This window comes from Cupriavidus sp. SS-3, from assembly GCF_035818815.1.
Taxonomy (GTDB): Bacteria; Pseudomonadota; Gammaproteobacteria; order Burkholderiales; family Burkholderiaceae; genus Cupriavidus; species Cupriavidus taiwanensis_C.
Genome location: NZ_JAYLVT010000022.1, coordinates 64,042 through 88,416 on the forward strand (window position 1 = coordinate 64,042; position 24,375 = coordinate 88,416).

Consider the following 24,375-nt stretch of genomic DNA (forward strand, 5'->3'; position numbering starts at 1 on the left):
TTGTCAGGCGCGCCGACGCCGGGCGGCGGCACGCCTTCTCAATCTAGCACCGGAGCGCGCGCATCAGTAGCACGCAGCGTGGTTTCGCCGCCAGATCAGGCCGCGGTGGACGCGCGCGCGCCGCGATGAGAGGGGGTCTCCGACACACCGCTGCGATCCATGCCAGCAACTTCCAGGCCGGTGGCGCGGTTGGCACCGTCGGTAAACGGATCACGCTGGTCATTGACGCGCGCGCCATCGGTGAAGGGATCGCGCTGGTCGTTGACACGCGCGCCGTCGGTGAAAGGATCACGCTTGCCGTTGTGCAGGGCGTAGCCGTAGCGGTCACCGGCAACGCCGCGATCGTTCAGGCCTTGTGCCATCGCGGGGGTGGCGGCGCTGATTGCTGCGAGGGAGAGAGTCGTGGCAAGAAGGGCTTTGAGAGCGTTTTTATGCATGTCTGCTGTTATTAGGGGTAAGGGGGCGGCTGGCCCGCAAGGGGCCGCGCAGGCTGGCGGGTTTGCTGCCTGCGCCGTCCGGATTCGCCTTGTGGGCGGTGCCGCGCATGGTTGTTTGCCCGGCACGGGACGAAGTGTAGCCACGCCGGGCTATTCCCGTGATGATTTAACAGTCAGGATTTCAGTCGTTTTTTTCATCGATCGATGCGGGCACGGCAGCCAGATTGCGCGCGCTCTGCCAGCCGCCCCCGAGGGCCAGGAACAGGTCCACCTGGCGCGCGGCTACCTGGCCCGCGCAGGTCGCCAGCGCGGCCTGCGCGGCGGCGAGGTCGCGCTCGGCATCGAGATGCGCCAGGTAGGGCAGGCGCCCCGCCTCCCACAGCCGGCGCTGCTGCCGCGCGGCTTGCGCGGCCTGCTCGCTGGCGGCAAGCAGGGCCGCGTGGCGTTCCAGTTCGCGCGTGTAGACCGACAGCGCGGTCTCGGTTTCCTGCAGCGCGCGCAGCACCACGCCGTCGAAGCGCGCCAGCGCGGCATCCGCGGCGGCTTCCAGGCCGTGGATGCGGTGCCGCACGCCATTGGTGGGCCAGGTCCAGCTCAGCAGCGGCCCCACGCTCCAGCGCGCCGTGGATCCGCTGCCAAGATGGCTCAGCACGCCGGTCAGTCCGGCGCTGGCGCCGATGCGGACCGACGGATACAGGTCGGCCGTAGCCACGCCGATGCGCGCGGTGGCGGCGGCTAGTTCGCGTTCGGCCTTGCGCACGTCGGGGCGCCGTCGCAGCAGCGCGGCGCCATCGCCGACCGGCAGCGGTGCGCGCAGCGCGGGCTCGGCATCGCAGGCTGCCCCGGCCTCCGGCAGCACGCCTGGCGGTTGGCCCAGCAGCAGCGCCAGCCGGTAGCGCGCGGCGCTGCGTGCGGCCTGCAGCGGCGGCAGCGCCGCGCGCAGTGCTTCGCTGCGGGCAAGTTCGCGCGCCACCTCGGCGGGCCCGGCGCGGCCCGCGGCGAGCAGGCGGCGGGTGGCACCCAGCGTGCGCTGCTGCACCGCCAGCTGCTGCGTGGCGGCGTGCAGGTCATGCGTGGCGGCGCAGCCTTGCACGTAGGCGCGTACGGTCTGCGCAGCGACGGTGACGCGCACCATGTCCAGCGTCGCCTCGCTGGCCTGCGCGTCCGCAAGCGCAGCCTCGTCGGCGCGCGCCAGCTGCCCGAAGAAGTCGATCAGGTAGGACGCGCCCAGGCCCACGTCGCCCAGGTTGAACACCGGCGGCTGGGCCTGCTGCAAAAAGCTCTCCCCCGACAGCTGCGCGCGCGACACGCCGGCGCCGGCGCTGCCCTGGGGCAGGTTTTCGGCCTCCACTTCGTGCAGCAGCGCCAGCGCGCGGCGCAGGTTGGCGCCGGCGGCGCGGATGTCGGTGTTTGCCGCCAGCGCCTTCGTCACCAGCCGGTCGAGCCGTTCGTCGTCATAGAGGCGCCACCAGTCGTCGGGCACGGGCGCGATCGCCACGTCCGGCGCTTGTGCACCTTGCAGCGGGCCATTGGCCGCGGTAGCGCGTACCGCCGCGTGGTCGGGCACGCGATAGTCCGGTCCCACCGTCGTGCAGGCACTCAGGCACGCAATCAGGCACGCAATCAGGCATGCCACCCAGGCGCGGCGCGGCCTCATGATCGCGGCCCCGGGCCGCGCGCGGCGCCCTGGTCTGCGGCTGGCTCGCGCACCGCCACGGTGGCGGTGCGCCCCGAGACCAGGCGCACGTCGCCCGGCACGTCTTCCAGCACGATGCGCACCGGCACGCGCTGCGCCAGCCGCACCCAGTTGAAGGTGGGATTGACGTTGGGCAGCAGGTTGGAACCCGCGCTGCGGTCGCGATCCTCGATGCCGGCGGCGATGCTGTCCACGTGGCCGCGCAAGTGGCGGGGCTCGCCCATGATATGCACGTCGACCGGGCTGCCGATATGGATGCGGTGCAGCCTGGTTTCCTCGAAATAGCCTTCGACGTGGAAGGAGCCGGCATCGACCATCGACAGCACCGGTCGCCCGGTCGACACGTAGTCGCCCAGCCGCGGCAGCCGGTCGTTCAAGTAACCCGCGACCGGGCTGCGCACGCTGGTGCGTTGCAGGTTCAGCCGGGCCAGCCGCAGCGCGGCTTCGGCCTGCGCCAGCGCGGCCTGGCCTTGCTCCACGCGCGCGCGCCCTTGCTCGGCGACTTCGGCGGCAACCACGCCGTCCAGGCTGCGGTTGCGCGCGGCTTCGCGCCGCGCCTGCGCGAGCGCGGCACGCTGGGTCGCCAGCGTCGCCAGCGCCTGTTCCAGGGCGAGCGCGTAGCGGTCGCGGTCGATCTCGAACAGGACTTCGCCGGCCCGGACGTACTGGTTGTCGCGCGCCAGCACGCGCGTGACCAGCCCCGATACGTCGGGCGCCACCTGGACGATGTCGGCACGCACGTGGCCGTCGCGGGTCCAGGGCGCGGCGGTGTAGTAGTCCCACAGGTGGCGCAGCACCAGCAGCGCGGCGATGGCGGCCAGCAGCGTCGGCAGCACGGGAAGCAAGGAGCGGAGTCGGAAGGTCATGACGGCAGTCCGGGCACCGCGGCAAAAACGGCAGCGACGGCGCCCAGGACGATCACATAGAGGGAAAGATTGAACAGCGAGCGGTGCCAGATATGGCGGTAGCAGCCCAGCGCGGCCAGCGCCATGCGGATTGCCGTGGCCACCGCAAAGGCCAGCACGGCCAGCACCAGCACGCCGGGCACGAACACGCCGTAGAGGTCGATTTCACTAAGCATGGGGCGCAGCGAAGAAGGTGGGATCAGCGGGACAAGGTCATGGCGGGAAGCGGAAGCAGCGTGACCTGCAGCACCACCAGCGCGCCCAGCGTGCCGCGCTGGGCGCGGCCGCTGGCCGCCACCGCGGCCATGGCCTCGCCCACGGCGGCGGCCAGGCCCGCCGCTACCGGTACGCGCCGCCCCGCACGCAGTTGCGCGCGGAAATGCCGCGCCACCGCGGCCAGCACGCGGCGCACCGGCTTGCGCGCCGGCGGCGGCAAGTCCGGCAGCGCCTTGTGCAGCGCCAGCGCGCAATAGCCGACCTGCAGCGCATGGAAGCCGTCCGCGGACAAGGGATCGCCGGCCGCGCCCAGGCGCGGCACCAGTTGGCCCAGCCGGTCCAGCATGCGCGCGCCCAGCCGCGCATCGCCGTCGGTGGCGCGCAGCGTGGCGGCCCGCGCCAGGTCGTTCCAGCTGGCGCGCACCAGTCGCCGTGCCGCCGCGCGCGCGCCGAACGGGCGTGCCGCCACCGACCACAGCGGCGCGAACACCATGGCCGCCGCGCTGGCCAGGCAGGTATTGAAGATGGCGAGGAAATCCGCGTCGAACACGGCCTGCACGTTGGCGAACGCGGCGGTGTTGACCGATAGCAGCATCGCGATCAGCTGGAACCCCGGCCGCGAAATCAGCAGGCCGATGCCGAGATAGGGCAGCGCCAGCAGCGCGGCCAGCGCTTCGAAGGTGTGCGCATGCGGCACCACCAGGAACAGGTAGCCGGACGAAATCAGCAGGCAGATCGCGCTCCAGCGCACGAAGGCCCCGGCCATGCGTCGCGGCTCGTCGACCGCGGCAAAGAAGCAGCTCGCGATCGAGGCCACCACCACCGCGCTGGCGCCGTCCTCCCAGCCCGAGAAGATCCACAACAGCCCGGCGCAGAACACCGCCAGCCCGCTGGACACCGCGCCGAACAGCAGCATGCCGTGGTCATGGTGATGGCCGGCAGCTTCCGCAGCCGGTTCGCCGCGTGGCAGCGGCGTGCCGGTGCGGTGGTCGCCGATGCCTTGCTGCAGCGCGCGGCATTCGCCGTACAGGGCGCACAGGCGCTGCAGCTGGTCGGCCGCCGTGGCGGCAAGGCGATCATGCCAGCCGCTCGCGTCAGGTCCGGACAGCATCCGCCAGCCTTCGGGGGCAGCGGCAGGCGCCGTGGCAGCATCGCCGGCAAGCCATGCAGCCGTCGCCGCCAGCGCCTCGCGCAGGTCAGCAGGGATGCCGGCGGCATGGCAGCGCAGCGCCTGCAGCACGCTGTCCAGCGACGACAGCAGCGGCATCAGCATGGTCATGCGCCCGCGCAGCGCGCGCGCGTGGCGCAGCGTGTGGCCGCCTTCGGTGTCGTAGGCCAGCTGGCTGATCAGCTGGTCCAGCTGCAGGATGTCGGCGGCCAGCCGGTGGCGGCTGTGGTCGGCGCGCGGACTGCCAGCAAGGATGTCCGAGGCCCAGGCCGCGGCATCGGACAGCCATGTATCGGCACGCGCGCGCAGCGCCGGCGCGACCTTGGCCGGAAACACCACCGAGCCCACCAGCCCGGCGCAGACGATGCCGATCACGATCTCCTCGATCCGTGCCACGGCGATGTCGAAGATCTGCGCCGGCTGGCTGACCGCCGGCAAGGCCACGATCGGCAACGTGTAGGCCGCCAGCAGGCACACATAGCTGCGCGGCGTGCGCTGCAGCAGCGACAGGTACACCAGCACGCTGATCCACAGCGCGATCGCGCCCATCAGCACGATCGGCATGTTGACCAGTTGCGGCACCGTCGCCACCGCGGCGGTGGCGCCCAGCACCGTGCCGGCAACGCGATACGCCGCCTTGGAGCGGGTCGCGCCGGTGAGCGGATGCGAGACGAAGTACACCGTTGCCATGGCCCAGTACGGCCGCGCCAGTCCCAGCGCCAGCGCGATGTAGAGCGCGAGCATCGCGGCGGCGAATGCCTTCAGCGAGAACAGCCACTGTCGTGCATTCGGCCAGCTAGCCATGGAGCAGGGTCTTGAAGGGGAAGGTTGGGGGCGCTTGCCGCCACCTGCCGCTCCGCGCTTCATTGGGGACGCGGTTTGGGCAGGGACGGCATGTTGGGAGCGAAGTGTAGCTGCACCTCTCGCATTCCATTCATGATTTAATATTGGCTTTTCCATTCGCGATATTCATGGGCGGCGCGTCCGCCCTCCACGCCAACATGCCCATCGATATCCGCGCGCTGCGCTATTTCGTCGAGACCGCGCGGCTGCGCAGCTTTACCCAGGCCGCTTCGTCGCTGTTCGTGACCCAGTCGACCATCAGCAAGATGGTCCGCCAGCTCGAGGATGAAGTCGGCCAGCCGCTGCTGATCCGCGAAGGCAAGAGCGTGCGCCTGACCGACGTCGGCCGCGTTGTCTACGAGCGCGGCCAGGAGGCGCTGGGCGTGGTGCACCGGCTGACGCTGGAGGTCGCCGACCTGTCCTCGCTGGGGCGGGGGCAGCTGACGGTCGGCATCCCGCCGATGGTCAACCTGTTCTTCTCCCCGGCGGTCAGCGCGTTCCGGCAGCGCTATCCCAACCTGTCACTGACGCTGGACGAGCACGGCGGGCAGGTGGTGGAGCAACTGGTGGCCAGCGGCGAGCTGGAGGTGGGAGCGACCGTGCTGCCGGGCGACAGCGGCCTGGCGCTGGAGACGCGCCAGTTCGGCCGCTATCCGATCTGGGCGGTGGGGCCGCGCAAGGCGGCCTGGGCGCGCGGGGGCACCGTGTCGCTGGCGGCGCTGCGCGACGAGCCGCTGGTGATGCTGACCGAGGATTTCTCGCTGACGCGCAAGCTGCGCCAGGCCTTTGTCGAAGCCCGCATCGAGCCGCGCGTGGTGGCGCGCAGCGGGCACTGGGACTTCCTGGCGTCGATGGCGGCGGCGGGGCTGGGCACCACCTTCCTGCCCCAGCCGCTGGCCGAGCGCCTGCAGGCGCAGGACACGCTGGCCATGGCGCGCCTGACCGAACCCGCGGTGGACTGGACCATGGCCCATATCTGGTCGCCGGGGCGCTACCTGTCGCACGCGGCGCGGGCGTGGCTGGCGGTGTGCGAAGAGGTGCTGGGGAACGGGCGAGCGGGCGAACGGGCTGAGGGGCGCGCGGGCTGAGCCCGTCGCCCTATTTGCCGCGGCACTGCTCGGGCGGGATGTCGAGCAGCACCAGCGGTTTCTGTCCGGCCGCATAGTGATAGCGCAGCCGGATCCCCAGCTTGCCCAGCACCGGCACATCCGGGTTGCGGCAGATGCCGCGCTCCAGGATCGGCTTGGCCGTCGCCATGAAATCACGGGTGTCGTCGCGGCTGGCATCGATGCCGGAGACTTTCAGGTGAAAGTCGACGATCTTGCCGGGCCGCGCCACGCAACCGTCGAAGCGCGTGGTGTCGTCGAGATTTACCGGGCCCGCGCGCATCAGCTCCTGGCAGGCCAGGCGCAGTTGCCGGTCGGCATCGCCAGTGGTCAGGCGCGTGACCCCGTGCATGCCGGTCGGCTTGCCGCGCACGGTGCCAAGCAACAGCGTGGCGAGCTCCGACAGCTGCGGCGCGGCCACGGTCGCGGCTGGCGTGGCGGCTGGTGTGGCGGAAAGAGCAAGTGTCGCAGCCAGCAACGACAGGTGGATGGCGGGGCGATGCCAGCGGCAGAGAGCGGGATCGGGAACGACGTGGACGGCGGCGGGGTCAGGGGGCATGAGGCAGACAGAACGGGGGCGGCGGTTGCGCTGCTACTTTAGTCCTGTGTCCTTGCGGCCGTTGTCAGGCTTTGTCCTACGTTGCAACAGCGCGCTTGCCGTGCCCGCGTGTTCAGAGCTCCAGCACCAGCCGGCCGCCGCCGCAGGCGCGCGAGCAGCACGCCATCATGCGGTGGTTGGCGTCGCGCTCGGCGCGCGTCAGCACCACGTCGCGGTGGTCGACCTGGCCGGCCAGCACGCGCACTTCGCACGATCCGCACAGGCCTTCCTCGCAGTCGCTCTGCACGTCGATATTGGCGCCGCGCAGCGCGCCCAGCAGGGTCTGCCCCGCCGGCACTTCCAGCACCAGGCCGGAGTCCTTCAGCTCCACGGTAAAGGGCTGCTCTTTCGAAGCATCCAGCGTGCCCAGCCGCGAGACGAAATGCTCGACGCGCAGCGCGTCCGCCGGCCACGCCGCGCAGCATTCGGCCAGCGCATCCAGCAGGCGCTGCGGCCCGCAGGCATAGACCTGGGTGTGCGCGTCAGGCTGCCCCAGCAGCTTGCCCAAGTCGGCACGCCCGCCTTCGTCGCTGGCATGGACGTGCAGGCGCGCGCCGTGCAGCGACTGCAGTTCGTCCAGCATGGCCATGGCCCGGCGCGAGCGCCCGCAATAGTGGAAGTCGTAGTCGATGCCGAGCGCGCGGGCGCGCCGCGCCATCGCGCTCACGGGCGTGACGCCGATGCCGCCGGCAATGAAGATGGCCCGCCGGCACTGTTCATCGAAGCGGAAATGGTTGCGCGGCCCACGGATGCGCAGGCGGTCGCCGGCCCTGACGCTGCCATGGAGCCAGGCAGAGCCGCCGCGGCTGGCAGGATCGCGCAGCACCGCGATCTCGAGCGCCGCCGCGTCGTCCGGATCGCCGCACAGCGAATACTGGCGCGACAGCCCGGTGTCGCCGCATTCCACGTCGATATGCGAGCCCGGCGCCCAGCGCGGCAGCGGCTTGCCGTCGGGCGCCACCAGCCGCAGCCGGAGCACGTCGTCGGCGGCGGGCGTGGCGCGCTCGACCACCACCGTGCGGGCGATGGTATGCGCCGACGGCTCGCCGATGCGCACCGGCTGGCGCACCGCCAGCAGGGTGGGGTCGCGGCGCTCGGGATTCTGCGCGGGATCCCATTCCACCAGCAGGTGCTCCGGCCCGCGGAACGAGGTGTTGGGCACATAGGTGAAGGTCTGTTCGGCCAGGCGCATATGCGGCAGCCGGCGCGTCAGCTCTTCCAGGAAGACCTGCATTTCCATGCGCGCCAGGTTCTTGCCCATGCACTGGTGCGAGCCGTAGCCGAAGGTCAGCTGCTCGCTGGCGTTGTCGCGGCGGATGTCGAACAGGTCGGCATCGGCGAAATGGCGCTCGTCATGGTTGGCCGACGAAGTCACGATCAGCAGCTTGCTGCCCGCCGGCAGGCGGATGCCGCCAACCTCGGTGTCGCGCGTGACCAGCCGTCGCCACGCCGCCACCGAGCCGTTGTGGCGCAGGCATTCTTCGACCGCATTGGGAATCAGCGCCGGGTCTTCGCAGAGCTCGCGCCAGGCGTGCGGATGCTGCAGCAACAGCTTGATGGCGTTGGCCGAGGCGTTGGCGGTGGTCTCGTGCGCGGCGACGATGCCGGCCATCATCATCGAATGCAGGTAGGAGTCGGTCACTACCTCGGGCAGTTCGCGCTGCTTGCGCAGGCCGTACTGCATCCAGCCGGGGCCGGACGGGTCTTCGCGCATCTTGTCCAGGATGCGGCCGGCCAGCTGCCAGAAGTTGCCGACCGCGTGCGCCACCGCCACCTGTTCCTCCGGCTTCGGCCGGCCCCAGGTGTTGACGGTATGGGCGATGGAGTACTGGCGCAGCAGGTCCATGTCCTCTTCGGGAACGCCCAGGAAATGCAGCGCCACCGTCAGCGGGACTTCCCACAGCATCTGGTCGACCAGGTCGGCGCGGCCGTCGTCGATAAAGCGGTCGACATACTCGCGCGTCAGGCGCCGCACCAGCGGCTCGTGGTGCGCCAGTTCGGCGGGCGTGAACGGCGCCATCAGCGCGCGCCGGCGCGGCATGTGGGCGGGCTCGTCCTCGTTCACCAGCGTGCGGTTCATGGCGTAGCCGTAGCTGGCCAGCACCGCGTTGGCCTCGTCGCCGGTAGGCGTGATCTTCTCCAGCGCGATCGACGGGCTGAAGGTCAGGTTGTCGCGGAAGATCGCCTTGATGTCGTCGTAGCGCGTGACCACCCAGTAGCCCAGCTGCGGGCTGTAGAACACCGGCTCCTGCGCGCGCGACCAGCGCACGTATTCGGGCGGGTCCTGCTGGTAGCCGTCGCCGAAGGGGTCGAACTGCGCCGCGTTGTGGCTGACCGGGCAGCCGTTGGGCGCGGTGAAGGTGCTGTGGTCGATCGGGCAGCCGCGCGCGGCGCCGGGGGAGGGGAGGGTCATGCTGGGTACTCCTGGCAGGCATCGATGCCTGGCAAAAAGCGCTGCCGTCCGGCGCGCCGGACGGGCAGCGGTGTTGCGGCCAGACTCAGTTGTCCAGCGTGATCTTCAGGTCGCGGATCAGCTTGGTCCAGCGGCCGGATTCGCTGCGCAGCAATTCGCTGAACTGTGCCGGCGTGTTGCCGACGGGCTCGACGCCAAAGTCCACCAGCCGCTTGTTGACCGCCGGCTCGCGGATGGCCGCGACCACGTCCTTGTTCAATGTGTTGATCACCTCCGGCGGCGTGCCGGCCGGCACCACCATGCCCACCAGCGCGGCGGCTTCGACGCGCGCGTAGCCCAGCTCGGCAAAGGTCGGCACGTCGGGCAGCTGCGGCAGGCGGGTGGCATTGGCCACGGCCAGCGGGCGCACCTTGCCGCCCTTGATGAAGCCGGCGCCGGCGGCGTAGTCCACCATCATCGCGGCGACCTGGCCGGCGGCAACGTCGGACAGCGCCGGCGCGGCGCCGCGATACGGGGCATGCGTCATCGACAGGCCGGCCTCCACCTTCAGCAGTTCCATCGCCAGGTGGTGCGGGCTGCCCGCGCCGGCCGAGCCGTAGTTGATGCCGCCCTGCGTGGCCTTGGCCTGTGTGATGAAATCCTTGGCCGTCTTGGCGGGGCTGGCGGTGCCCACCACCAGGATCATCGGGAACCGGCCCAGCAGCGTCACCGGTGCCAGGTCCTTGCCGGGATGGTAGGACAGCGACTTGTACAGCACCGGATTGAACACCAGCGTGCCGTTGTCGGCCGACAGCACGGTATAGCCGTCAGCCGCCGCGCGCGCGGTCTCGGTGGCGCCGATGGCGGTATTGCCGCCAGGCTTGTTGTCCACCACCACCGGTTGGCCGACCTTGGCCGACAGGCCCTGGCCGATGGTGCGCGCCAGGAAGTCGGAGCCACCGCCGGCGGCGTACGGGACGATCCAGCGGATCGGCTTGGCGGGATAGGGATCGGCGGCGTGGGCGGCGCTCGCGAACAGCATCGGCACGGTCAGCGCGCCGATAACCAGGCGCACGGCAGGGGCAAGGCGGGGGCGGGGCATGGGTTTTTGTCTCCTGAAGGATGGGCCGGGTCCTGGCCCGGCGTTTTCTGTTTGCGTAAATCATATACGCATTGCGTAACGATTGAATGCGGGTTAACCTTGAACTGGCCCACTGTCACGGTGTGGCATCGTCCGCTGTCGCCGTGAACACCGCACAAGTCGCGTAGCTCCGTCCCGCCATGCCCCAATCCAAAGCCCCTGAACCCGTCATCGAAACCGCCACGACCCGCCCGCGCGAACGGCGCCAGCGCGTGCAGTCGGCCGTCACCGGCATGGCCGTCCTGAAAGGCCTGGCGCGCCTGGGCGGGCGCGCCAGCCTGACCGCGCTGGCCGCGCATATCGACGAAAGCCCGGCCAAGGTGCACCGCTACCTGGTCAGCCTGCTGGAAGAAGACCTGGTGGCGCAGGAACCCGGCACGCAGCAATACCACCTTGGCTTCGAGGCGCTGCAGATCGGCATGGCGGCGATGCGCCAGGCCGACCCGATCCGGCTGGCCGAGGCCTCGCTGGTGCGCCTGCGCGAAACCCTGGAGGTGACCTGCTTCGTCGCGGTGATGGGCAACAAGGGCCCGACCATCATGCGCTTCGAGGAACCGGGCCTGCCGGTGACGGTGAACGTGCGCGCGGGCTCGGTGATGCCGCTGCTGTGGTCCGCCACCGGGCGCGTGTTCCTGGGCTTGCTCGATGAGAAGGGCGTACAGGCGCAGGCCAGGGATGAGCTTGCGGCCGCCAGCCCGGCGCGGCTGGCGCAGCTCGATGCCGGGGATCCGATCGGCGCGTTGCGCCGCGCGGTGCAGGCCGACGACTGCGCCTGGGTGCGCGACACCAACCTGACCGGCATCAGCGCGGTGGCCGCGCCGGTGCGCGACTACACCGGCCGGGTCTGCGCGGTGCTGACCGCGCTGGGCGCCACCGGCGGCTTCGACCCCGCCATCGACGGGCCCATCGGCAGCGCCGTGCGGCGCGAGGCGCGCACGGTAAGCGCGGCGCTGGGGTTCAACCCCGCGGCGTGACCGCGGCGCCCGATGCATCCGGGCGCAGCGCCGGGCAGGCGCTGGCCACTTCCGCGTCGACGCGTTCCGGCCGGCCCAGCAGCGCGATCAGCCCGCATGCCAGCGTGCCGCGCCACTGCAGGTAGTCGTGCCCGCTGGCATGCTCGGCATGCACCACCGGGTAGCCCTTGGCGGCCAGCACATCGCGCATGTGCCGGGTGGTGGTCAGGATGTTGACGGCGCCGCGGCCCTCTTCGAAACGCCCGGCCTCCAGGTAGAAGCGCAGCGGCAGCCGCGGGCTGGCGGCGTATTCGCGGATCAGCCATTGCGGCTGCCGTGGCGGCTGGTCGGGCGCGCCGCCGGGACCCCACCAGAATGAGCCGGACTGGCTCAGCACCAGGCCGAAACGCTGCGGATGCCGCAGGCCCGCATAGGCCGCCGCCAGCCCGCCGTAGCTGGAACCGGCGACCACGGTGCGGTCGGCCGGCGCGTCCAGGCCAAGCGTGGCGGCCCAGGGCATCAGCTCGTTGGCGAGGAAGTCGGCGAAGGCCGGGTTGGGCGGCAGTTGGCCGGCGCGCGCCGCGGCGCTCGGATTGGCCACGATCAGCGCGGCGACGGGCGGCAGCAGGCCGGCGTCGATCAGGTTGTCGAGCAGGGTCGGCGTGGGCACCAGCGACAGGTAGGCGTGGGCGTCGAACAGCACCAGCGTGGCCGTGGGCCTGGCACGGGCCGGGCGGTACACGTAGATGTCGCGCGCCTCGCCCAGGATGCGGCTGTCGATGCGGTAGGGCGTGACCGTGCCGGCGGGCACCCCCGCGCGCGGCGCCAGCCACGGCTGTGGCGGCGCGGCCGGCAGCTCCAGCACGGACTTGAGCTGGAACGGATCCGCGCCATGGTCCGGGAAGGTGCGCGGGTTGAGCGGATCGCGCTGCACCGTGGCCAGGATGGCGCGCCGGCGCTGCGCGGCCGGCTGGTCGAGCACGGGCACGTCCGGCGCCAGCTGGTAGCTCATGCGGGTGGCGGCCGGCACGCGGTAGCTGCGGTACCAGACGTCGCTGTCGCCCAGGCGCAGCAGCGGGTCGTGGTCGCCGGCGGGGCTGCCGAGCAGGCGCACATTGTCGCGTGCGCCGCGCCACAGGAAGGTCACGCGCACCATCGCTTCCTGCCCGCTGCCCGGCGTGGGCGGCAAAGGCTCTACCAGCGGCGTGCCGCGCCGGGCCATGTCCTGCCAGAAGGCGTTGGTGTTGCCGCCGCTGGCCAGGGCCTGCGCCAGCGCGCGCAGGGTGGGGCTGTCGGGCAGGTCGGCGGGCTCGTGCTGCGCGGCCCGCGGCACGATCTCGTCGATGCGCAGCACGTAAGGCGCGCCGGGCAAGGGCCGTCCGCCGACCGCGCCGGGCACGTCGGCCTGGTCGCCGCTGACCGTCAGCCGGTACGCGCCGCTGCCGGGGGCCACGAACAGGAAGCCGCGCGACAGCGTGGTCGGCCCCAGCAGCCGGCGCAGCGGCTTGCCGCCGGGATCGGCAAGGTCGAGCGTCGCCGCCGGTCCGTCGAGCACGCCGCGCACCACGTCGCCGGCCTGCAGCGACAGCGTGTAGTGCAGCGGCGCGCCGGGTTGCCAGGTGCCGTGCGCTGGCTGGCCGACGGCCAGGGTTGGATCGGATGCGGCAGCCGGCGTGGCGATGGCGGCAAGCGACAGCATCAGGGACGCCGACAGCCACGCGGCGCGGCGCCGGATCAGGACAGGAAAGCGCATCAGAAATCCACCGAGGTTGTGAACTTGAACAGGCGCGGCGCGTTCTGCGTGACGTAGCCGTCGTTGAACGAGCCCGCCCAGTAGCTCTGGTTGAACAGGTTCTCGACGCTGGCGTAGAAGCCCACGCGCTTGCCCTGGATCTTGGTCACGTAGCGCGCGCCGATGTCGTAGCGGGTCCAGCTGTCGATCTTCTGCGTGTTGGCGGTGTTGACGTACTGCGAGCCGGTGTAGGTCACGCGGCCGCTGACGGTCAGGCCCGGCAGCCAGGGCAGGTCCCACTCCGCGCCAAGGTTGCCGGACCAGGTGGGACTGCCGAACGCGGTGTTGCCGTCATAGGCGCCGCTGGCCGTATGGGTCAGCACGGCGCGGGTATAGGCAATGCCGCCCAGCACACGCACGCCGCGGCTGGCCTCGCCATAGACGTTCCATTCCACGCCGCGGTGCCGGCGCTCGCCGTCCGGGCCATAGGTATTGGTGGCGCCATCCTTGATCAGAGTGGGGCGCGTGATCTGGAACACGCTGAGGGTCTGCGTCAGCCGCCCGCTGTCCCACTTCACGCCCAGCTCGCCCTGGCGGGTCTTGTAGGGCGCGAACACCTGCTGGTAGTTGCGGGCAGTGACGTCGGTCACGGTGTCGCCCTGGCTCAGCCCTTCGACGTAGTTGCCGTAGAGCGCCAGCTGCGCTCCCCATGGCTTGAGCACCAGGCCCACCGAGGGCGTGACCGCGCTTTCGTCGTAATCCGCGGTGCGTGCGCCCGTGGTCGCGCTGAAGCTTTGCGCCTGCACGCGCTGGTGGCGCAGGCCCAGCGTCAGCTGCACCTTGTCGTCGGCGAAGGCGAGCGTGTCGGCCAGCGCCAGGCTGGTCAGCGTGGTGTCGGCGGTCTGGGGCACGTTGCCCGGCGATGGCGCCAGGATCGGCGTCACCGGTGCGTAGATGTTGGACAGGAACGACCGGCTGGCCACGTTGACCGTGCCGCTGCGCAGGCCCAGGTAGGTGTAGCCCAGCACCAGGCGGTGCTCCACCGGGCCGGTACGCACGGAGCCGCGCACGCCGGCCTCGGCCGAGACCGTATCGGTGTAGCCCTTCTGGTTGTAGGTGATGCCGGTGTAGTCGCCGTTGGGCCGGACATTGTTGGCGCGCGTGCCGTTGATAAAGCCGCTGTACTTGTAGTGCAACGAGCCCAGGCCGGCGTACGCGGTCCAGTCGCGCGCGAGGTCGACCTCGCCGCGCGCGACGATGGCGTTGTTGTCGAGCCGGCCATGCGTGCCGGGCAGGATATTGGTGCCCGCCCTGGGCGGCGCCGGCACGGTGCTGGCGAACGAGGCCATCCAGGCGCTGCCGTTGCGCACTTCCTCTTCATCGGTGTAGGCATCGAGCGAGGCGCGCACGCGCTCGCCGGCATAGTCCAGCGCCACCGCAGCCAGGGCGCGGCGTTTGGATTGCCCGTCGATGCCGGTGCGGCCATTGCCATAGGCGCCGTTGACGCGCACGCCGAACGCATTGTCCGGACCGAAGCGGCGCCCGATATCGACGCTGGCGCCGGCATGGCCTTCGGAAAGGTAGTTGGCCGAGAGCCGCGTCAGCGGCGTGTCCGCGGCGCGCTTGGGCACCAGGTTGATGACGCCGCCGACTGCGCCGCTCGGGGCCATGCCGGTCAGCATGGCGGTGGGGCCGCGCAGCAGTTCGACCCGCTCGACGAACTCCGTGGGCGCATGCCCGTAGGGCGCCAGCCCGTACATGCCATTCAGTGCGAGGTCGCTGGACGAAATATCGAAACCGCGCACGGTGTAGTTCTCGTACAGGTGTCCGGCCGAGGTGGTGAAGCGCACCGTCGGGTCGTTGGCCAGCACGTCGCCGATGGTGTGGGCCTGCTGGTCTGCGATGGCCTGCGCGGTATAGGCGGCGCTGCTGTAGGGCGAGTCCATGGCATCGGCATTGCCCAGAAACCCCAGCCTTGCGCCGCGCGCCACCTGGCCGCCCGCGTAGGCGGGCGTCAGCGCTTCGGCGTCGTGGCGGGCGGCGCTCACGGTCACCGCCGGCAGGGTGGCGCCGTTGGCTTCCGGGGCGGCGGCGCGCAAGGCTTTGACGGCAAAGCCGTTGGGCACGCGCACCGCGTGCAGGCCGGTATTGCGCAGCAGCGTGGCCAGCGCCTCGTCAGGCGCGTAGCGGCCCTGCAGCCCCTCGGTGCGACGCTCGGCGAGGTCGGCTGCGTCGTAGGACACCAGTACGCCCGATTCCAGGCCGAAGCGCGTCAGCGCCGGCTGCAGCGCGCCGGCCGGGATCGCGTAGCCGCGCGCCGCGGCACCGGGCGCCGGCACGGGTTCCGCGGCCACTGCAGCGAGGGGCCAGGTGGCGGCCGACAAGGCCAGCGCCTGCCCAACGGCGAGCACGCTGCGCCGGATGCGCAGGGCAGCGGGCCGGCGTGTGCCGGCGGGCGGGGTTGGCAGATGAAGCTTGCCCATGAAACAGTCCTTTCAGAATGCGGCCGGAAATCAGCCTTTCCTCTGTCAGGCCACTTGAAACAGGCAAACCCCTCAGTCCCGCGCAACAAAATTTTCTATTGGCGATGCCGGCTGATAGATGTTCGGTGGACTCACGCCCTGCGCCGCACGCTGACCCAGTAGCGCGTCCAGCGCTCGACGCTGACGGGCAGCAGGTGGGGCAGGGCATCGAGCACCCGGTCGGTGTCGTCCAGCGGGAAGATGCCCGACACGCGCAGGCCGGCCGCATCGCCGTTGCAGCCGAGACGGCCATGGCGGTAGCGCGCCAGCTGCGCCAGGAAGCGGTCCAGGCGCATGTCGTGCACAGCCAGCATGCCTTGGGTCCAGGCGGTATCGGCAACGTCGCTGGCCTCGGGCGGATCGATCGCTTCGCGGCTGAAGCGCGTGCGCTCGCCGGCCTGGAGCACGCGCGGCACCGCGGCCGGATCGGCCGGGCGAATTTCGACGGCGCCTGCCTGCACCGCGACGGCGGTCGCATCGTCGTGCAGTTGCACGGTGAAGCGGGTGCCCAGTGCGCGCAACGTTCCCTGCGCGGTGCCGATCCGGAACGGCCTGGCCAGCACGTCCGTCCCTGTTGCCACGGCGATGGCGCCGCGCAGCAGCGTGACCCGGCGCTCGGCATCGCCGTAGTGCACGGCGATGGCGCTGTCGGTATCCAGGTCGATCCCGGTGCCGTCCTGCAGCGTCACGCGCCGGCGTTCGCCGATGCCGGTGGCATGGTCGGCCCGCCATGCCAGCAGCGCACCGCCGCGCTGCCATTGCCAGGCGCCGGCGGCAACCACGGTGGCAGCCATCAGCGCGATGGCGCGGCGCCGGCCGCGGCGTGGCGGCGGGCTTGCCAGCGTGGCCCGCGCCACGCCACGCGGCATCACTGCCATGGCGGCACTGCAGTCATGCAGGTGTTGCCAGGCGCGCTCATGGTCGGGATGCTCGGCACGCCAGCGCGCGCAGCCTTCGCGGCTCGCCGGCGAAGCGTCGGGCGACAGCAGCGTCAGCCACCACTGCGTCGCGCGCAACGTGATCGCGGCATCGATGGGAGGTTGCGGTGCGCCCGGTAACGACATGCGGCGCAGCTCAGGCAGGAAAACAGCACTGGTGCAGCGCCCTGACGATATAGCGCTGCACCGTGGCCACCGACACGCGCAGTTCGCTGGCGATGGCGGCCTGCGGCATGCCGTCGAGCTGGAACAGCAAGAAGGCGCGGCGCACCGCCGCGGGCAGGGTGTTCAGGCGGCGGTCGAGCTCGGCCAGGGTCTCGAGCAGCAGCGCACGCGTTTCCGGATCCGGGGCCTCGGCTTCGGGCAGCGCTGCCAGCGCTTGCTGGTAGGCGGCCTCCAGTGCCTGGCGACGATGGAAGTTCGCCACCAGCCCGCGTGCCACCGTGGCCAGGAAAGCGCGCGGCTCGCGCGCGGCGATCGGCGCCTCGCGCGCCAGCAGCCGCACGAAGGTGTCGTGCGCCAGGTCGGCCGCGTGCCCCGCTTGCCCCGCGTTCGCCAGGCGCCGGCGCAGCCAGCCATGGAGCCAGCCGTGATGGTCTAGGTAGAGCGTGCGGACTTCATCGTTGAGCGTAGGCTCGGCGGCGGGCATGGCGCGGAAAACTCGGGCACGGACAAACAGCCTCGCATTGTATTCTCAAATGATAATGATTCGCAATACGAGGCAGACTCGATGGCCGCGCCCGGCCCCGTCACGCGACCTCGCGCAGCGCCGTCCGGCGCGGCACGGCCGCATCGCCGGCGGGCCGCAGCGACGGATAACCTGCCGCAAACACCAGCCGCCCGCCCGACCACGTGTGCGTGACCATCGGCTGGCCCGCCACCTCGGAAACCGCGATCACGTCGGCGCGCAGGCCCGGCGCCAGGCAGCCGCGGTCATCCAGCTGGCAGGCATCGGCGGGGTGGGCGGTGACCAGCGCCAGCGCCTGGTCCAGCGGCAGCCCGGCCTCGCGTCCGGCGGCATACGCGGCGGCGATCAGGGTGGAGGGCTGGTAGTCCGAGCACAGAATGCTGCCGGCGCCGGCCCGGATCGCATCGATGGCGCGCATCGATCCGCTCTGGCTCTTGCCGCGCAGCACGTTGGGCGCGCCCAGGATGGTCGGCAGCGCACGGGCGCAGGCGGCCTGCGCGGTCTCCAGGTTGATCGGGAACTCGCTCATGCGCACGCCCAGCGCGTGCATGGCGGCGATGCGCTGCGGCGAATCGTCGTCGTGGCTGGCGGTGGGAATGCCCAGCGCGTGCGCCACGGCCACCAGCCGGTCGACGCGCTCGTGCGCGCCCTCCATCGCCGCGGCTTTCTGCCGTGCTGCATCGGTGGCCGCGTCGCGGCTCATGCCGTGGTTGCCCATCATGTAGGCCAGGTAGGCGTCCATGGTCTTGAACTGGCCCTGGCCGGGCGAGTGGTCCATCACCGAGAGCAGGTCGACCACGCCTTCGGCCATCAGCGCCTCCAGCACCGGCACGGCGCTCGCGTCGGCGACCTCGTAGCGGCAATGGACGCGGTTGTCGACCAGGCTGTGCTGCCGGTAGGCGGCGATGGTGCGCACCACCGTGGCCGCGGTGTCGACGTTGCGCACGCCGAACTGGTTGCCGGCGAAAGACAGCGCGTGATAGGGGGTGGTGATGCCGGCCGCGGCGTTGCGGCGGTCGACCTGCGCCACGGCGAAATCCAGCGGGAACAGCACGCTGGCGCGCGGCTCCACCTCTTTCTCGATCGCGTCGCAATGCACGTCCACCAGGCCGGGCATCACGGTGTGGCCATGCAGTTCGACCACGGTGGCGTGCGCGGGCACGGCCGCGGGTGCCGGCTCGATCGCCGCGATGCGGCCATCCTCGAGCAGCAGCGCGCTGTCGCGCAGCACGCGGTCGGGCAGCACCAGGGTGGCGTGGGTCAGGTAGGTCGCAGGCATGTCTGGCTCCGTTCGGGGCGGTTCGGTTCAGGCGGGGGCGGTGGTGGTAGCGGTAGCGGGGTGCAGCGGCAGCAGGCGCGTGGCCACGGCATCGCGCACGGCTTCGTCGTGGAAAATGCCGATCAGCGCGCGGCCCTCGGCCAGGGCTGCGCGGATCAGCGCGACCACCACGGCACGGTTGTCGGCGTCCAGCGAGGCGGTGGGCTCGTCCAGCAGCAGGATCGGATGGCCGCCGATCAGGCCGCGCGCGATATTGACGCGCTGCTGCTCGCCGCCCGAGAAGGTGGCGGGCGGCAGGTCCCACAGCCGGCGTGGCAGGTTCAGCCGCGCCAGCAGTTCGGCCGCGCGCGCGCGCGCCTCATCCTCGTCGGCACCGCGCTGCCGCAGCGGATCGGCCACCACGTCGAGCGCGCCCACGCGCGGGATCGCGCGCAGGAACTGGCTGACATAGCCGATTACGTCGCGGCGCAGCTGCAGCACGCGCTGCTCGCTGGCCTGGCCCAGCTCGACCCACGGCGCGCCGTCGGCGCTGGTGTCGCGCAGCCGGATGCTGCCTTCGGTGGCAAGGTAATTGCCGTACAGGCAGCGCAGCAGCGTGCTCTTGCCGGTGCCGGACGGCCCGGACAGGACCAGGCATTCACCGCGCGCGGCATCGAAATCGATCGCGCGCAACACCGGCAGGCGGATGCCGCCCTGGTTGTGCAACGTAAACATCTTGCCGAGGCCGCGCACCTCGACCAGCTTCTGTGCTTGTTCTGCGTGCATCGTGTTCAGCCTTGCAGGATGGAAGAAACCAGCAACTGCGTGTACGGATGCTGGGGATCGTCGAGGATCTGGTCGGTCAGGCCCTGCTCGACCACGCGCCCGCCCTGCATCACCAGCGTGCGGTGCGCCAGCAGCCTGGCCACCGCCAGGTCGTGCGTAACCAGCACCGCGGCCAGGTCCAGGTCGGCCACCAGGCGGCGCAGCAGGTCCAGCAGCCGCGCCTGCACCGACACGTCGAGCGACGCCGTGGGCTCGTCCATGAACACCAGGCGCGGATGCGTGACCAGGTTGCGCGCGATCTGCAGCCGCTGCTGCATGCCGCCGGAAAAGGTGCCGGGCACATCGTCCAGCCGCGCCAGGTCGATCTCCATCTTTTCCAGCCAGTTGCCGGCGACTTCGCGCAGGTTGCCGTAGTGGCGCTCGCCCACGGCCATCAGCCGTTCGGCGATATTGGCGCCGGCGCTGACCTGCATGCGCAGGCCGTCGCGCGCATGCTGGCGCACGAAGCCCCAGTCGGTGCGCGCCAGCAGCCGCAGGCGTGCGCTGGACAGGGTGGCCAGGTCGGTCGGGCCGGACTCGCGCATGGCATAGCTGACCGTGCCGCGCTGCGCCGGCGCCTGCATCGACAGCGCCTGCAGCAGCGTGCTCTTGCCCGAGCCCGACTCGCCCACCACGCACAGCACTTCGCCGGGATAGAGGTCGAAACTGACGTCATGGCAGCCGTGCAGGCCGTCCCAGGTGCGCGTGAGGTTACGCACCGACAGCAGCGGAGCGGCGCTCATTGCGCACCTCCGGCAGCGGTGTCGACGGCTTGCGCGGCCTGGCGGCCGGCGCAGTACTCGGTATCCGAGCACACGAACCGGCGCGTGCCGGCGTCGTCGGTGATGATCTCGTCCAGGTAGCTGTCGGTGGCGCCGCACTGCGCGCAGCAGTTGGACCACGACTCCACCGTGAAGGGGTGGTCGGCAAAGTCCAGGCTCTTGACGGCGGTGTAGGGCGGCACCGCATAGACGCGCTTTTCGCGGCCCGCGCCGAACAGCATCAGCGCCGGGCTGCGGTCCAGCTTGGGGTTGTCGAACTTGGGGATGGGCGAGGGCCGCATCATGTAGCGCTGGTTGACGATCACGGGGTAGTCGTAGGTGGTGGCGATGTGGCCGTGGTGCGCGATGTCCTCGTACAGCTTGACGTGCATCGCGCCGTATTCCGCCAGCGCATGCATGGTGCGGGTCTCGCCTTCGCTGGGCTCAAGCCAGCGCAGCGGCTCCGGGATCGGCACCTGGAACACCACGGTCTGCCCCGCGCGCAGCGGCGTTTCGGGAATCCGGTGGCGGGTCTGGACGATGCTGGCCGCGGTGGTGCGCTCGGTGGTCGGCACGCCGGTGACGCGGGCGAAGAAGCGGCGGATATTGATGGCGTTGGTGGTGTCGTCCGAGCCCTGGTCGATCACCTTGAGCACGTCGTCCTTGCCGATGATCGCGGCCGTCACCTGGATGCCGCCGGTGCCCCACCCATACGGCAAGGGCATCTCGCGGCTGCCGAACGGCACCTGGTAGCCAGGAATCGCCACCGCCTTCAGCAAGGCGCGGCGCAGCATGCGCTTGGTCGACTCGTCGAGATAGCCGAAGTTGTAGTGCTCGTCGCGGGCGATGCCCGCGGCCATGGTGGTGTCGGCGGCGCTCATGCCAGCGTCTCCTCTTGCGGCTGTGGCTGGGATTGCGGTTGCGCTTGCGGCTGCGGCTGCGGCTGCGGTGGCGCCGCCACGGACGCGGGCATGGCGCTGTCCGGCACGTCGGCGCCCTCGGCGCGCAGCCGGCGCAGCAGTTCCAGGTTGGCCTGGAAATCCACGTAGTGCGGCAGCTTCAGGTGCTGCACGAAGCCCGAAGCCTCGACGTTGTCGCTGTGGTACAGCATGAATTCGATATCGTTGGCGGGCGCGTCGGCGGCCTCGCCGAGCGCTTCGGCGCGCATGGCGCGGTCGGCCAGTGCCATCGACATGGCCTTGCGCTCGTTGTAGCCGAACACCAGCCCGTAGCCGCGGGTAAAGCGCGGCGCCTCGTCGGCATTGCCGGCGAACTGGCTCACCATCTGGCATTCGGTCAGCTCGATCGCGCCGATGGTGACGGCAAAGCCGAGCTCTTCGACGAACAGCTCCACCTCGGCCGTGCCGTAGCGGATCTCGGCCGCGAACGGGTGCGAGTTGCCGTAGCCGCGCTGGGTCGAGTAACCCATCGACAGCAGGAAGCCCTCGTCGGCGCGGGCCAGGTTCTGCAGGCGCGCGGCGCGGCCGGCGGGAAAGCTCAGCGGCTCGCGCGTCAGGTCGGGCGGCGCGGGATCGCCGGCGGGAATCGCGTCGGCTTCGACCAGGTCGTCCGCTTCCAGCAGGCTGGTCACGCGCGGCATCGTGGCGGCGAGCGGTTCCTGATCAGCGGGCAAAGGCTGCGGCGCGCGGCCGCCTTCGAGCGAGAAATCCAGCAGCCGCTGCGTGTAGTCATAGGTGGGCCCCAGCACCTGGCCGCCCGGCACGTCCTTGAAGGTCGACGAGATCCGGCGCTGCAGGCGCATCGCGCCGGTATCGAGCGGCTGCGTATAGCCGAAGCGCGCCAGCGTGGTGCGGTACGCGCGCAGCAGGAAGATGGCCTCGATCTGGTCGCCGGCGGCCTGCTTGAGCGCCAGCGCCGCCAGGTGCGGGTCATACAGCGAGCCCTCGGCCATCACGCGCGACACCGCCAGCGGCATCTGCTCGCGGATCTGTGCCAGCGTCAGTTCCGGCACCGCCGTGTCGCCGCGGCGATAGGCGTCGAGCATCCGGTAAGAATTGAGGATGGCGCGTTCGCCTCCCTTGACGGCTACGTACATGTCAGTCCTCCACGATGGTGGTGCGCGTCAGCGCGCAGAACCGGTCACCGCTGCACAGCAGCAGGTCCACGCCGAGCGGGAAGCCGGCGTTGTTGGCGCGCCAGGCCGGGCGAAAGCCCGCCGGCAGGCCGGCAACACGCAGCGCTTGCGTGTGCTCGATGCCGGGGCCGTGCAGCGTCAGGGCCTCGCCGTCGGTGAGCGAGGCCACTTCCACCAGCAGCGTGGCCGAGCGGTCCGGGAAGGCCGGGTCGCCCTGCGCGCAGTCCGTGAGCGCCGGCATGGCATGGCCGGCCGGCACGCAGACGAAGGCCGCGGCGCCGGGCGCTTCCGTCAGCCGGCAGCCGCAGTGAAAGCGCAGGAAGGCACGCGCCGCGGCCGGCACGGCGGCGGGCAGCCAGACCGGGGTATCGGCATCGGCCAGCGTCAGCAGCAGCGCGGCCAGCGCCGGCGACAGGCCCTCGGGCAAGCCGCTGCGGGCCGGCAGCGTCTGCAGCTGACCCGGGTGGGCGAACGCCCGCAGCGCTGCGCGGAACACCTGCTGGGCGTCATCGACCGGATCACTAAAGCCAGGCAGCAGCGCGGCGGCCGGCGTGGACAGCATGGGTTGGGCGGCGGGCATCTCAGTCTTCTCCGCGGACCATGGTGAAGAACTCGACGCGCGTCTGCGCGGCGGTGGCCGCCGCGTGCGCGGCGCGGCTGGCGTGTGCGTCGGCCAGCGGTGCGAGCACCAGGTCCTGCACGCGCTGGTGCCAGGCCGGACGCTGCAGCAGCGCGTCCAGCACCGCGGCCTGCTCGGCATGGCGCACGCTGCGCCCCTGGACATAGGCGACGCCGGCGGCAGCGTCGGCGGCGCCATCCTCCAGCACCACCGCGCAGCGCGTTACCGTGATTTCGCCGAGGTTGAACTGGGCCCCGGTGCCGCCCGCGCGGCCCCGCACCATCGCCATGCCGGCCTCGGGCTTGCGCAGCAGCCGGTAGGCGGGCAGGGCCTGCGCTTGCGCAAGCCGTTGGTAGGCGCCGTCGAGCGCATCGGTCGGCGCGGTGGCCAGGATCCGCAGCCAGGCGGCGCGGGCAGCATGGGCGGCGGGCACATCCGGCCGCGCGGTTTCGCTTTGCATCATCACCCCTATACGTCTATACGTTTAGATGTCGTTGCTGGAACACGCAGCCACTAGACCACAGCCAAATGAACGTTTCATGACGGGGCAGGGGATTGCTCGGGCACGCTGCCAGCGCGGCATGGCTGAGGCACAATCGCACGAGATGGGTTAACGCTTGATGACAAGAGGACAGCGCACGATGTCTGATCGAGAAGTGGAACGGGGTTCGGGCGTCGCGGTGTGGCGCCAGATTGGCGAGGCGCTGGCGGACGACATCCGCAAGAAGCTGTACCTGCCGGGCGAGCAATTGCCGCCGGAGCCGGAGCTCGCCAACCGCTTCGCCGTGAACCGCCATACCATCCGCCGTGCCATGGGCGAGCTGGAGCTGAGCGGGCTGGTGCGGATCGAGCAGGGCCGCGGCACCTTCGTGCAGGAGCACGCGATCGACTACGCCATCGGGCGCCGTACGCGCTTCTCGCAGAACCTGGCGGCGCAGGGCGTGCGCGGCCATACCGAAGTCGTCGCCAGCCAGGTGGTGCGCGCGCCGGAGGTGGCCAAGCAGCTGGGGCTGGCGCGCACCGCGGAGCTGCTCCATGCGCAGATGATCGGCAAGGCCGAGGACCGCACCATCGACGTGGCCGAGCACTACTTCGACCTCAAGCGCTTTCCCGGCATCGACGAGGTGCTGCGCGCCAGGCAATCCGTATCGCGCGCGCTGGCCCATTACGGCATTGCCGACTACACCCGCAAGTGGTCGCGCATCACCGCGGCGATGCCGAGCGCGCCGGTGGCGCGGATGCTGAACCAGCCCAAGACCCGCCCGGTGCTGCAGGTCGAGGCGCTGAACGTCGATATCGACGGCAACCCGGTGCAGTACAGCGTGGTGCGCTTCGCCGGCGACTGGGTGCAGCTGACGGTGTCCGACCGTGACTGACGCTGCCGCGCGGGATTGGTCTAGACATCCGGCTGTCATCTGCCTGCGCTACTGTCTGCGGTCAACCCCACCAAACCGGGGCAGTCTGCGCCTGCGCGCGCGTGAT

At 70.9% G+C, this 24,375-nt stretch carries 22 protein-coding genes; 3 read left to right on the forward strand and 19 right to left on the reverse strand.

Annotated features, from left to right (window positions below; all coding sequences use genetic code 11):
* Nucleotides 1–95 precede the first annotated feature (95 nt).
* The 5 genes from U9J39_RS25545 to U9J39_RS25565 all read right to left on the reverse strand — a co-directional run bounded on the left by U9J39_RS25545 (nt 96) and on the right by U9J39_RS25565 (nt 5,226).
* Nucleotides 96–437 carry a hypothetical protein gene (locus tag U9J39_RS25545; protein WP_115713314.1) on the reverse strand — a complete coding sequence of 114 codons (342 nt, stop codon included), beginning with the start codon at nt 435–437 and terminating at the stop codon, nt 96–98.
* Between the two features lie 181 nt (nt 438–618).
* The gene (locus U9J39_RS25550; RefSeq protein WP_326348469.1) at nt 619–2,094 is read right to left on the reverse strand and encodes an efflux transporter outer membrane subunit; all 1,476 of its coding nucleotides are present in this window, start codon (nt 2,092–2,094) and stop codon (nt 619–621) included.
* A complete protein-coding gene (locus U9J39_RS25555) occupies nt 2,091–2,999 on the reverse strand; it encodes an efflux RND transporter periplasmic adaptor subunit (protein WP_116314385.1) in 909 nt (302 codons plus the stop codon). The genes U9J39_RS25550 and U9J39_RS25555 overlap by 4 nt, the downstream gene beginning before the upstream one ends.
* Nucleotides 2,996–3,214 (reverse strand): DUF1656 domain-containing protein, encoded by a 219-nt coding sequence (locus U9J39_RS25560; RefSeq protein WP_115713311.1) that lies wholly within the window; start codon nt 3,212–3,214, stop codon nt 2,996–2,998. The genes U9J39_RS25555 and U9J39_RS25560 overlap by 4 nt, the downstream gene beginning before the upstream one ends.
* A 23-nt stretch (nt 3,215–3,237) precedes the next feature.
* The gene (locus U9J39_RS25565; RefSeq protein ID WP_326348470.1) at nt 3,238–5,226 is read right to left on the reverse strand and encodes an FUSC family protein; all 1,989 of its coding nucleotides are present in this window, start codon (nt 5,224–5,226) and stop codon (nt 3,238–3,240) included.
* A gap of 197 nt (nt 5,227–5,423) precedes the next feature.
* Here U9J39_RS25565 and U9J39_RS25570 point away from each other — a divergent pair, with 197 nt between their 5' ends.
* Nucleotides 5,424–6,353 carry a LysR family transcriptional regulator gene (locus U9J39_RS25570; RefSeq protein WP_116314787.1) on the forward strand — a complete coding sequence of 310 codons (930 nt, stop codon included), beginning with the start codon at nt 5,424–5,426 and terminating at the stop codon, nt 6,351–6,353.
* 10 nt (nt 6,354–6,363) lie between these two features.
* Here U9J39_RS25570 and U9J39_RS25575 read toward each other — a convergent pair whose 3' ends face one another.
* The 3 genes from U9J39_RS25575 to U9J39_RS25585 all read right to left on the reverse strand — a co-directional run bounded on the left by U9J39_RS25575 (nt 6,364) and on the right by U9J39_RS25585 (nt 10,403).
* Nucleotides 6,364–6,930, reverse strand: coding sequence for a hypothetical protein (locus U9J39_RS25575; RefSeq protein WP_326348471.1), 567 nt, complete (start codon nt 6,928–6,930; stop codon nt 6,364–6,366).
* 112 nt (nt 6,931–7,042) lie between these two features.
* Nucleotides 7,043–9,382: a cytochrome P450/oxidoreductase gene (locus U9J39_RS25580; RefSeq protein ID WP_326348472.1), complete on the reverse strand. Its 2,340-nt coding sequence runs from the start codon at nt 9,380–9,382 to the stop codon at nt 7,043–7,045.
* An 85-nt stretch (nt 9,383–9,467) separates the two neighbouring features.
* Entirely contained in the window at nt 9,468–10,403 is a 936-nt protein-coding gene (locus U9J39_RS25585) for a Bug family tripartite tricarboxylate transporter substrate binding protein (RefSeq protein WP_326348490.1), read from the reverse strand.
* 239 nt (nt 10,404–10,642) lie between these two features.
* Between U9J39_RS25585 and U9J39_RS25590 the strand changes: the two genes are divergently transcribed.
* Entirely contained in the window at nt 10,643–11,476 is an 834-nt protein-coding gene (locus U9J39_RS25590) for an IclR family transcriptional regulator (protein ID WP_115713305.1), read from the forward strand.
* Here U9J39_RS25590 and U9J39_RS25595 read toward each other — a convergent pair.
* The 11 genes from U9J39_RS25595 to phnG form a co-directional block, all read right to left on the reverse strand.
* Complete coding sequence (locus U9J39_RS25595; protein ID WP_326348473.1) at nt 11,460–13,208, reverse strand: enterochelin esterase domain-containing protein; 1,749 nt, start codon at nt 13,206–13,208, stop codon at nt 11,460–11,462. The two genes, U9J39_RS25590 and U9J39_RS25595, sit on opposite strands and share 17 nt — an antisense overlap.
* Entirely contained in the window at nt 13,208–15,670 is a 2,463-nt protein-coding gene (locus U9J39_RS25600) for a TonB-dependent receptor (RefSeq protein WP_326348474.1), read from the reverse strand. Before U9J39_RS25600 ends, U9J39_RS25595 begins: the two co-directional genes overlap by 1 nt.
* A gap of 131 nt (nt 15,671–15,801) precedes the next feature.
* Complete coding sequence (locus tag U9J39_RS25605; RefSeq protein ID WP_326348475.1) at nt 15,802–16,773, reverse strand: FecR domain-containing protein; 972 nt, start codon at nt 16,771–16,773, stop codon at nt 15,802–15,804.
* 10 nt (nt 16,774–16,783) lie between these two features.
* Nucleotides 16,784–17,296, reverse strand: coding sequence for a sigma-70 family RNA polymerase sigma factor (locus U9J39_RS25610; protein ID WP_115713302.1), 513 nt, complete (start codon nt 17,294–17,296; stop codon nt 16,784–16,786).
* Nucleotides 17,297–17,396: 100 nt separating this feature from the next.
* A complete protein-coding gene (locus tag U9J39_RS25615; protein ID WP_326348476.1) occupies nt 17,397–18,614 on the reverse strand; it encodes an alpha-D-ribose 1-methylphosphonate 5-triphosphate diphosphatase in 1,218 nt (405 codons plus the stop codon).
* A 27-nt stretch (nt 18,615–18,641) separates the two neighbouring features.
* Entirely contained in the window at nt 18,642–19,379 is a 738-nt protein-coding gene (phnL, locus tag U9J39_RS25620) for a phosphonate C-P lyase system protein PhnL (protein WP_116314393.1), read from the reverse strand.
* 5 nt (nt 19,380–19,384) lie between these two features.
* Entirely contained in the window at nt 19,385–20,161 is a 777-nt protein-coding gene (gene phnK / locus U9J39_RS25625; RefSeq protein WP_116314394.1) for a phosphonate C-P lyase system protein PhnK, read from the reverse strand.
* On the reverse strand, nt 20,158–21,060 hold the full coding sequence (locus U9J39_RS25630) for an alpha-D-ribose 1-methylphosphonate 5-phosphate C-P-lyase PhnJ (protein WP_115682988.1): 903 nt from the start codon (nt 21,058–21,060) through the stop codon (nt 20,158–20,160). Before U9J39_RS25630 ends, phnK begins: the two co-directional genes overlap by 4 nt.
* Nucleotides 21,057–22,235 (reverse strand): carbon-phosphorus lyase complex subunit PhnI, encoded by a 1,179-nt coding sequence (locus U9J39_RS25635; protein WP_326348477.1) that lies wholly within the window; start codon nt 22,233–22,235, stop codon nt 21,057–21,059. The genes U9J39_RS25630 and U9J39_RS25635 overlap by 4 nt, the downstream gene beginning before the upstream one ends.
* 1 nt (nt 22,236) lies before the next feature.
* Nucleotides 22,237–22,854, reverse strand: a complete 618-nt coding sequence (phnH, locus tag U9J39_RS25640) for a phosphonate C-P lyase system protein PhnH (protein ID WP_116314396.1) — start codon at nt 22,852–22,854, stop codon at nt 22,237–22,239.
* Between the two features lies 1 nt (nt 22,855).
* Nucleotides 22,856–23,356: a phosphonate C-P lyase system protein PhnG gene (gene phnG / locus U9J39_RS25645; protein WP_115713297.1), complete on the reverse strand. Its 501-nt coding sequence runs from the start codon at nt 23,354–23,356 to the stop codon at nt 22,856–22,858.
* 178 nt (nt 23,357–23,534) lie between these two features.
* Between phnG and phnF the strand changes: the two genes are divergently transcribed.
* Complete coding sequence (phnF, locus tag U9J39_RS25650; protein WP_115713296.1) at nt 23,535–24,269, forward strand: phosphonate metabolism transcriptional regulator PhnF; 735 nt, start codon at nt 23,535–23,537, stop codon at nt 24,267–24,269.
* The last annotated feature ends 106 nt before the right edge of the window (nt 24,270–24,375 follow it).